Genomic DNA, 8,929 nt, shown 5'->3' on the forward strand with positions numbered 1-8,929 from the left:
CTTTTATCAATAATATAATTCCACGAAAAAGGATATTTATGCAACAGTTTTTTCTTCTTAAACTTGAGTTTTATACATAATGACATCACAACACCCATCTCAAGAAAACCAAGATGGAGAAATCTCGAGAACAACAAAAAGAAAGAGAAATTTCTTCTTACACTTTCTTGTTTTTTGTCTTGGTGGAGTTTTAGGTTTTGCTGGCTACTATTTTGTTACTTCAAGCAATCTCTTTAAAAAAGAACCACCAGTTACCGTGGTCAATAAAGTAACTTTTACTTCAGGACTTGAAGTTTTAAACCAAACTTTGAATACTACAGATCCTCAGCAATTAGAAGATCTCCAACGCTTGCAAAAATATGTTTCACTTTTGCAAGAACTGCGTACTTTTTATGAGTTGTGCCTCAGCTATGAACATCTATCTGTAGATCAACAACTACATCCAACTTTTTCTAACTTTCAAAGTAAATTTACTACAGCTAGTCAAAAACTCCTAAATAACTTTGATTTTCCTCTTGCTTTTATAATTGAAAATCTTCAACCTACATATAACAGTGAGACAAGAACTTATCAAACGAATCTCTTTATAACTTCCTCATTACAAATGAGTAAAGCTATAGAGAGAATTTTACCTCGTCTTATTGTCTTAAACACCCAACTTAAAACTTTACAAGAGCAACTAAAAAATACCAGTGAAAATAATCTTACTTATCGTTATCAGTATATTTTCCAAGATTTAGAAAATATTGAGCATAATTTACAAACTTGGAAAAAATCTTACCCTCAAGTGTTCGATAGTAAAGTTATAGCTCAACAAAAATATCAGAGTTCCAAATTTTTTACTAAAGTACAAGGTCCTTTAGAAGTTTTCTTTCTCCCTCTAAATCAAGCGATTGTCATGATTACAACTCCAGAGCTTGATAGATTAGAGAGAATGCTCTTACAAATTGATCGTATTAAACAATTTGCTTCACTTGAAGCTTATATTGAAAATTATCCTTTTACTCCGGATAATTCAACTTCTTTAAGTGAATTAAAAAATCAATATCGTATGGCATTAAATACTCTTACCTATTTAAACTTTAAACCTGTAAGAGTAAAAAGTGAAAGTAAAATCGAAGAGAATGCAACCACTAAAGAGATTACAAATTACTTACTCATTACTGTACATCCTTTACGTTTACCTTATGAGCCTATAAATAAGTTTAGTTATCTTGAATGTGACCTCATGAAGGAACGTGATTTTGTCCAGTATGAACCCAAAAGTAAACCTCTAATCACTAAGTCTTTAGCTCGTTGCTATGAACCTTTTATTAAAGAACTCAAATACTTTAATCGTTTTCATCAACCTAGTTTAAATAATGTGATTGTTAACGATGGGATTCAACTCGATAGTTCAATAAAACGTCAGTTAGATAAAAAGTAAGCAAAACTTTAATATAAAATTTAAGTAAACAATTTTATCAAGTTCTCAAAGTAACAGCTTTAAGAACCCACTAAAATTATCTCAAGCTAGATCTTATCTAGTTTAGACTGTTGCAAAAGTCCTCCGAAGTTTAAACATAAACTTACGGAGGACTTTTTTATACCTCAAAATCAGATCTCGACAGAATTGAGCTTGCATTGAGTCAATATATTTGACGAGTATATTTCATTAGCTTGTTAGTTTGTTAGCCTATTAACTTATATTTAAACTAACAATATCTTATAACTATTAAAGTAAACTTTGCTTTTACTATTGCTGTCTTAGCATTTATTAGATCTTGGATTATTTTTGCAATTTGAGCTATTCTTGTAATTTGAGCTTATTTTTAAGCTTTTCTCTTGTCTGACAACGATTTTTAATAACAGTTACTAAAATAAATATTTTACTTTATAAAATCGTGACTTAGATTATCAAATTCTAATTTTATAAACAGTACCTAATTTTAATTAGCTATTTTTCGTTATAATAAACTTAATCTCTCAAAATATTTTACGGAATTTTTTAATTACTACGAACACAAATGAACACGGAATTAGATTATGGCAAGGAATACTTCAAACTCCAAAATCCGTCCTCCACACTACAGCTTTACGCAATTAAAAGAACTTAGTTTTCAAGCAGCAGTGGCTTTATTTCCCACTATAGCACAACAAAAACCAGCTCCTTTTACCCCTCAAGCAAGCTATGCTGAAAATCTCGAATTGTTTTATGCTCAGCAACAAAAAGATCAACAATTACAAAAGCAAGCCATTAAAACCTTAAAACGCAAAGAGGTACTCTCAAGCTTAAACCTCAAAGCTGAACAAATTAGTAATGGACAAACTCGAGAACTCCTCAAATATGTTCAAGAAGACCTCCACTTGCTCCTCGAAGCTGAGGCACAAGCAAATTTTGTCGGACCTCCAGCTTTACCTACTTTAGAAAATGCACCAGCAAGCTTTTTAGGACATAAGATAATCCAAGAGTATACCGAACAATTACGTCTTGATATTTATGCTTTACAACTAACCTATCCCAAAATTGTTAACTATTTAAACTACCGTTTAGAAGAGCTTCTCTTGCCTCATGAACTCCAAGAACAACGTTTAGCAGAGTTACACACCTACTTTCAAGAGCAAATTGATCATAAAGTAAAACGCATGAGCATTTTACGAGCTTTTATGCCTATTATTACCTCGAAAGGAAATCAAAATAAACCTCAACTCATTATTGAGAGAATTTTTGCCCTCCAAGATCTCTTAGCTCTTAAACTCAAGGCCCTTGAGCAACAATATCAGCGTAGTCAACAAGTACTCGCTCTCCATAATTGGCAAGTGTTTAATCTCAAGGCTCAACTCCTTGCCAGTCACCAACAACTTGGTTACCTCCAAAGAACTTTAAGTTCACAAAGGTATCCTCAAACTCAGTTAATACAAGCCTTAAAGCAACAACAGCAAACTAGCAAGCAACTCGAAACCCAACTAGCTCAGGCTTTATATCAAAGTCAACTCCTAAGCCAAGGGAAAAAACAGTTGGAGGTAGCTTTAGCTCATGTCCAACAACAAGTAGCAGAACCAAGAATTGTTGACTTATTTGAGTTACCGCTTTTACATCCGCTCTTTGCTTTAATTACCGATCCTCAACGAAGCCTTGAAGAAAAATGGGCAATAATTGCTTCGGAGCTAGTTGCTCCTAGTGTGCCTCAGTTAGATGGACATCTCGAACCAATTTTTGATCCTTTTGTCCAGTTTGATGATCCAGAGTATTTTTCCCGTTTGATTCTTACTCCCGAACATTTAAAGCAATTGGGCACAAAATCCCCCTCTTCGCTCGAGCACATTCAAGAGGCGTTACTAAGTCTACAACAAGCTATCCCTTTACAAGAACCTCGTTTTCTTAATCGTGGAGCTGTAACTAGCTCGAGTTTAGAAACTAATACTTTAATCTTAGAGCAAGATAAACTGGTTTTAAATCAGCAACTTCTTGGTTCCGTGCCAAGCTATCAACATATTTTCTCTTTACAAAAGTATGGCATAGATTTATCCCAAATGCCCGAAGTCGTACCACAAGTGTTTACTCCTGAGTATCAGCAAAGTTATTTAGAAAAACTCCAATTAGCTCAAGCTCAAACTCAAAAGCATCCCAAGACTTTGGCTTCGCCTCGACGCTTAATGACTGCAGAAGAAGTAGCGTCGAATGATGCTCAAAAAATTACCCTTACGCAACCGCAAGTACCAAGTGCTTATGAACAGAATCAACAACTACAAGCTCAGGTAATGCGTAAACTCCACAACTATGAACAACAGGGAGATTATCAAGGAGCCTTTACTTATTTACTCAAGCAAACTAAAGAGCATCAACCCACTTGGGCACATTTACAATTAACTAACGATAGCTTTGGTTTAGGAAATAGTTTTTCTTTTTTACCCTTAGCTCCTACGCCTTTATATCATTTGGGACTTAGCCAACAGCTATCTCGAGGAGCAAATAATAGCTTTGCTTTTTATCAACGCTTAGCCCCACTCTTACAACAATTGCATTTGAGTTATAACAAAATAAATCCTCAAAGAGATTATTGGTATAGCTTAACCCCAAGTCAAATTCTCTTACAGCTAGAAACTAAAATTTGGCAACCCCAAGTTTTACAAGCAGAATTAACTCTCGATCCTTATCTCCAAGCTCGAGGAGAAGACACTCCTCGAGTCGAGTTCAAGCGTCAAGCTAATCCTCAGATTCAAGAAAAGTTTTTATTAGCTCCGCAAACTCTAGAACGAGTTCGAAATCGAGATCTTAGAGTTTATAGTAAAGTCTTTTGGTCAAATCATCTCCACTATAAATTTGTCGCTCAAAAACTAGCTTCTCAAGGAAAACTTTTAGCAACTGACTATGCGGATTTAAGTCAAGGGCATTTACAGAGTACCGGTTTTGTCAACTACTTACACTTATACGAACTCTTAGCACAAGGATTGGCTAGCACTACTAAAAATACGGGTGAAGCTCAGGCTCAAGCTCCACAAAAACTCCCTCGAAAACTTTTTGGCAAAGACTTAGCTCTTCCGCTCGAGTCAGAGATAAGAGTTAATAAAGATAAAATTAATCCTAAACCTCAAGCTTTAGCAAAAACTCAAGCTTCCACAATAGCCTTAGCAAGTAGTAAAACTCTTACTCCCCTGAGTTCAAAGGAACAAAGATATCAAAGTTATGTATTGCAACAACAAGAGCATGTAAGAGAACTACTCCTGAGCAAACAAAACTTAACCCCTCTAAGCAAAAAGTTTTTACAAAGTGAGCAAAGGCAACAAGAGCGTAAACGCCAAACTCAACTTGAAAAACGAGACTTCTTTGCCCAACGAGCGTATTTACCTCAACATCAACAACAGCTTGAGCAGCAAATACAATACCAGTCTGCACATAAACAAAATTTAACTTTACTTTCTCTATCTCAGTCCTCTAACTCCAAATTATCTCCTAATCGAGAGGCAAGAACAAAGAAGTTAAATCTTAATCAAGAAAAAATAACTCGACACAACCAGCAAAACAGTCTTCTAGAAACCACCTTCAAAGCTAATTCTCGAATTAGCTTTAGTGCGAGCTTAAAAAAATATCTTACCCCTGCCAACCCTAAAGAACTCACTTCAATACTCATGGCAAGTGAAGCTCCAACGAGCATTTTAGAATGTGATCTTGAAGACTATCTCTTACGAATTAATTTTGCTAGCCACTCGGGACAACAGTTATTTACTCTCAAAAATACTCCAGAACAATGGTTATTTTATAGTCCTTATACTGACACTGCGGTACTAAGAGCGAGTTATAATCCAAGTTATAATTTAGCGTTAATGAACCTTGCTTATACGCAAAGTAGACTGGCTCTTACTCCAAAAAGTAAAGAGTTTTATTTAAGCTATTACTATAGTTTTTATAAAGGTTTCTCTGATTTTGCCTTAGAGCAAAAACAAAGAGCTTTAGAGTTAATCCCAACTAATTTGGGGCAATACCTTATTTATCTCTATCCTGAATTACATCCAGGCTATCATAGATATTCCCAACAAAAAATCCAGCATCTCGCTCGGGTAGAAACTCTAAGTAAAAACTATAATCTCTCTGCTCAAGCTCAGTTTAAGCAAATTTTTACTCCGGTAACCCATGATAATTTGGCGTTTACTTCACTCATGGCAACTCATGAATTATTTAATTGCCAAGCTTTAGTCAATCTAAGTAAACTGGAACTGACTACCTATCGTCAAGATCTGCTGTATGGTTATCTTGGTAACCTCATGACTCGTACTCCTATGAGCGTGGTCCCTCAAAAACAAGGAGTTAATCTTTTATATAGCTCTCTTGACCTTAGCACCTCTAACTCTTCACAGGAACAAAAATTAACGGCTACGCAAGTATGGGTTACCTCTAGAGGTTATGGCATTAAACGTACCCCTCAAGGAGTTCTAGAATTACCTTTAGCAACTCAAGAGCTTGTTCCTTGGAGGTTGCTGAGCAAACAAGCTCCCCTCAAATGGCAACAAGCACAAGCTCGGCTAGATCTTGCAGTAACAGAAGCCAACTTTGCTCACCAACTGCAAAGTCAAGCTCAGCAATATTATCAAGAGTATGTAGCCTATCAGCAGATTTATAATTTTCCAACTTTGCTCAAACGTACTACTCGTTATCCGCATTATGTTCCGGTGAATTATTATCCGCATCTCTATGCTCAGAGTTCAACTCCTGCTGGAAATCGAGATATTGTTTATCCTCTCTATGGACAAGCAACAACCAATCCTCTGACTGGCGAAATTTGGATTGAGGGTGAACCTAATTTCTATCTCCCTTCAATCCCAGAGACTATTGCTACTCCTTTACGACGTAGCTTGGTCTATAATATTTTTGCCGAAATTGAACATCAAGTAGCTCCGGGGATGCGTTTTGCTCCTATGTATCATCAAGGTAATGATATGTTCTTTAAAGACTATCCTCAAGAACTTGAGATGTCTTTAACTCCCGAGCAATACCTAGCTTACTACTATGCTTGGCAAAAAGAGGTACATAATTATCATGCGGAAATTATTGCCTTACTAAATCAACGCTACTTTAAGAAAGATCATCTTCTACACAAAGATATTACTTATGCTAACTATGAAATGCGTCCTTTAGGAGTTTATAATCGCCAACAGCTCGAACACTTAGCTCTCATGTCAATTCCGGAGTTTTTAGAGGAAATGAAAATGCACCATCTCTTACCAAACATCCGTCAAGCTTTGGCAAGTAAAAGTCAGCTATATCTCCCAGATATGCACGTAGAAACTCTAAGTAAATTGGATCTCGATCGTTTAACTCCTACTTTTGAACGAGTAATCTTACATTGTGATATGAACAATTGTTTTGCTTCAATTACAATGCAAGAAAACCCCTTACTTAAAAATCATGCAGTCATTATTGCAGGTGATCCCGAAGAGCGTAAAGGAATCGTGGTCGCTGCTTCTTATGAAGCCAAAGCCTTTGGGGTAAGAACTACCGAACCCCTAGTACAAGCCTTAAAAAAATGTCCAGGGGCAATTGTCGTCGCTCCTAATTTTGCCGATTATCAACGCTACTCACGTTTAGCCAATCTTATTTATCGAAGTTATACTCCTTTGGTTGAACAGTTTAGTATTGATGAAGTATGGATGGATGTTACCGAGATTGTCCAAAAATATGATTCTCCAGTAGCCCTCGCTACCCAAATCAAAGAGCATATTAAACGTGAACTGGGTATTACCATTTCGGTCGGAGTTTCTTTTAATAAAACCTTTGCTAAATTAGGGTCAGATTTAAAAAAACCAGATGCCGTTACTTATATCACCCCGCACAATTATCGAGAAATTGTGTGGAATCGTCCGGTAAATGAACTTATTGGTGTAGGCTCAGCAACCTTGAGTAAACTCCAAGCCCTCGGCATTAGGCAAATTGGAGATCTCGCTCTCACTGCACGTGAAACCCTCCACCAAGAATTAGGCTGGCATGGGGTAAATCTATGGTTAGATGCTAATGGACTTGACTTTGTCGCTGTCAAAGCAGGAGATGCTTATGATGAGACTAAATCTATTGGCAGAGGAACTACTTTAAAAACCGATGCCTATAAAGTTGCCGATTTTGTTTCAACTCTTGAGTATTTAAGTAATCTTGTCTCTGAGGCTTTAGCCCAAAAAAATCTCTTAGCCGCAGGAATCCAAATCTCAGTAAAAGATAACACCTTTAAAAGCTTTAGTTGGCAAGAGCAATTAGAATTACCTACTTTAGTTGCTGCAGATTTACTCCATAAAGGATTAGAACTCTTTAATAAACACTACTCTTGGTTACATCCGGTAAGAGCCATTACCATTAGAGTGTTTAATCTAACCCCTTATACCCGAGAGTTTCCAGCAACTTGGTATCAAGATTTTAGTGCTCATATTCGTAAAAACGAACAACAAAGAGCCATCCATGAAGTAAATGCACAACTGGTTGATGAAGATCGAGATCTCATCTTGGCACACAGTAAAGATTTTACTTATTTCTCAGAAATTCCTTGGTCAACCTTGGTCAAGAACTTAAGTGAAAACCTCTAACGACAAGAACCACAGGATGTGCCTGTGGTTTTATCATTAATGAATTTAACTTAAGAGTGTTTTAAATTGATAAGGGTTTTTCAAGAAAGCTTTTTCTTTTATAATAGATCTAGCAAACAAAAACTTATTTTGCATTGTAAAAGCAAGTAAACAAAATAACTCGCTTTTACTTATGCCAGATTTTACAACAACATAAATTATTTTCTCAACGGATATAATTTATCTTGAGTCCGTCTTAAGCATAGCTTAAGATCTCCAATTTGCAAAAATTGCAAATTTCTCAATTAACGAGAATAGTTTTTTGATTTTATGTTGTTTTCCCTACCTATTTCTATGAAATAGGTAGTTTTTTTTATTTCTAAAAACCTGTGCTAAAAATAGAGCTTACCTTAAACCGGAGAAGTAAATTTTTCCTATTGAGTAATATAAGTTGTTAATAAAGTCTAGTCTTCTGTCCCCTCTTCTAAACAAGCTATCTCCAACTTTTACTTTTTTCTTCCCTTGTTTCCTACTTATATAATCATTTATCTTTCTGCTACAAAAAATGAGTTTTCTCTCTAACCTTATTTCTCTTGCTCTCTCTGATATATTCTTATCCTCTAGCTGTTGCCAACTTTTGGCTCATCTCCCTCTTCTATAATTTATATATTATTTAGATCTCCTTTAGCCCTTTATTTCGTTATTTGAGTCATTTGTTTCGTTATTTAAGCATTCTTTTTCTCTCCTCTCAATTCTGCTTCCTCTGACTTATACATAACTAAAAGTTATAAATACTATAACCAACAAGCTATTTATTCAAATTATTTTTTTTCTTATAATAGAACTAAATAAAAAGAATATAAAAACTTAAGCTAACTTTTGGTGATTTATCCCAAGTTTAAGC

General features: G+C 35.5%; 2 protein-coding genes. Both read left to right on the forward strand.

Translation table 11 applies throughout. The features are described from left to right. Positions 1 to 79: 79 nt before the first annotated feature. The gene (locus CKF59_RS02900; RefSeq protein ID WP_119534486.1) at positions 80 to 1,426 is read left to right on the forward strand and encodes a hypothetical protein; all 1,347 of its coding nucleotides are present in this window, start codon (positions 80 to 82) and stop codon (positions 1,424 to 1,426) included. A gap of 599 nt (positions 1,427 to 2,025) precedes the next feature. Beyond that, a complete protein-coding gene (locus tag CKF59_RS02905) occupies positions 2,026 to 8,046 on the forward strand; it encodes a DNA polymerase Y family protein (protein ID WP_119534487.1) in 6,021 nt (2,006 codons plus the stop codon). Positions 8,047 to 8,929: the final 883 nt, after the last annotated feature.

Origin of the sequence: Psittacicella gerlachiana (genome assembly GCF_003585965.1) — a bacterium.
Taxonomy (GTDB): domain Bacteria; phylum Pseudomonadota; class Gammaproteobacteria; order Enterobacterales; family Psittacicellaceae; genus Psittacicella; species Psittacicella gerlachiana.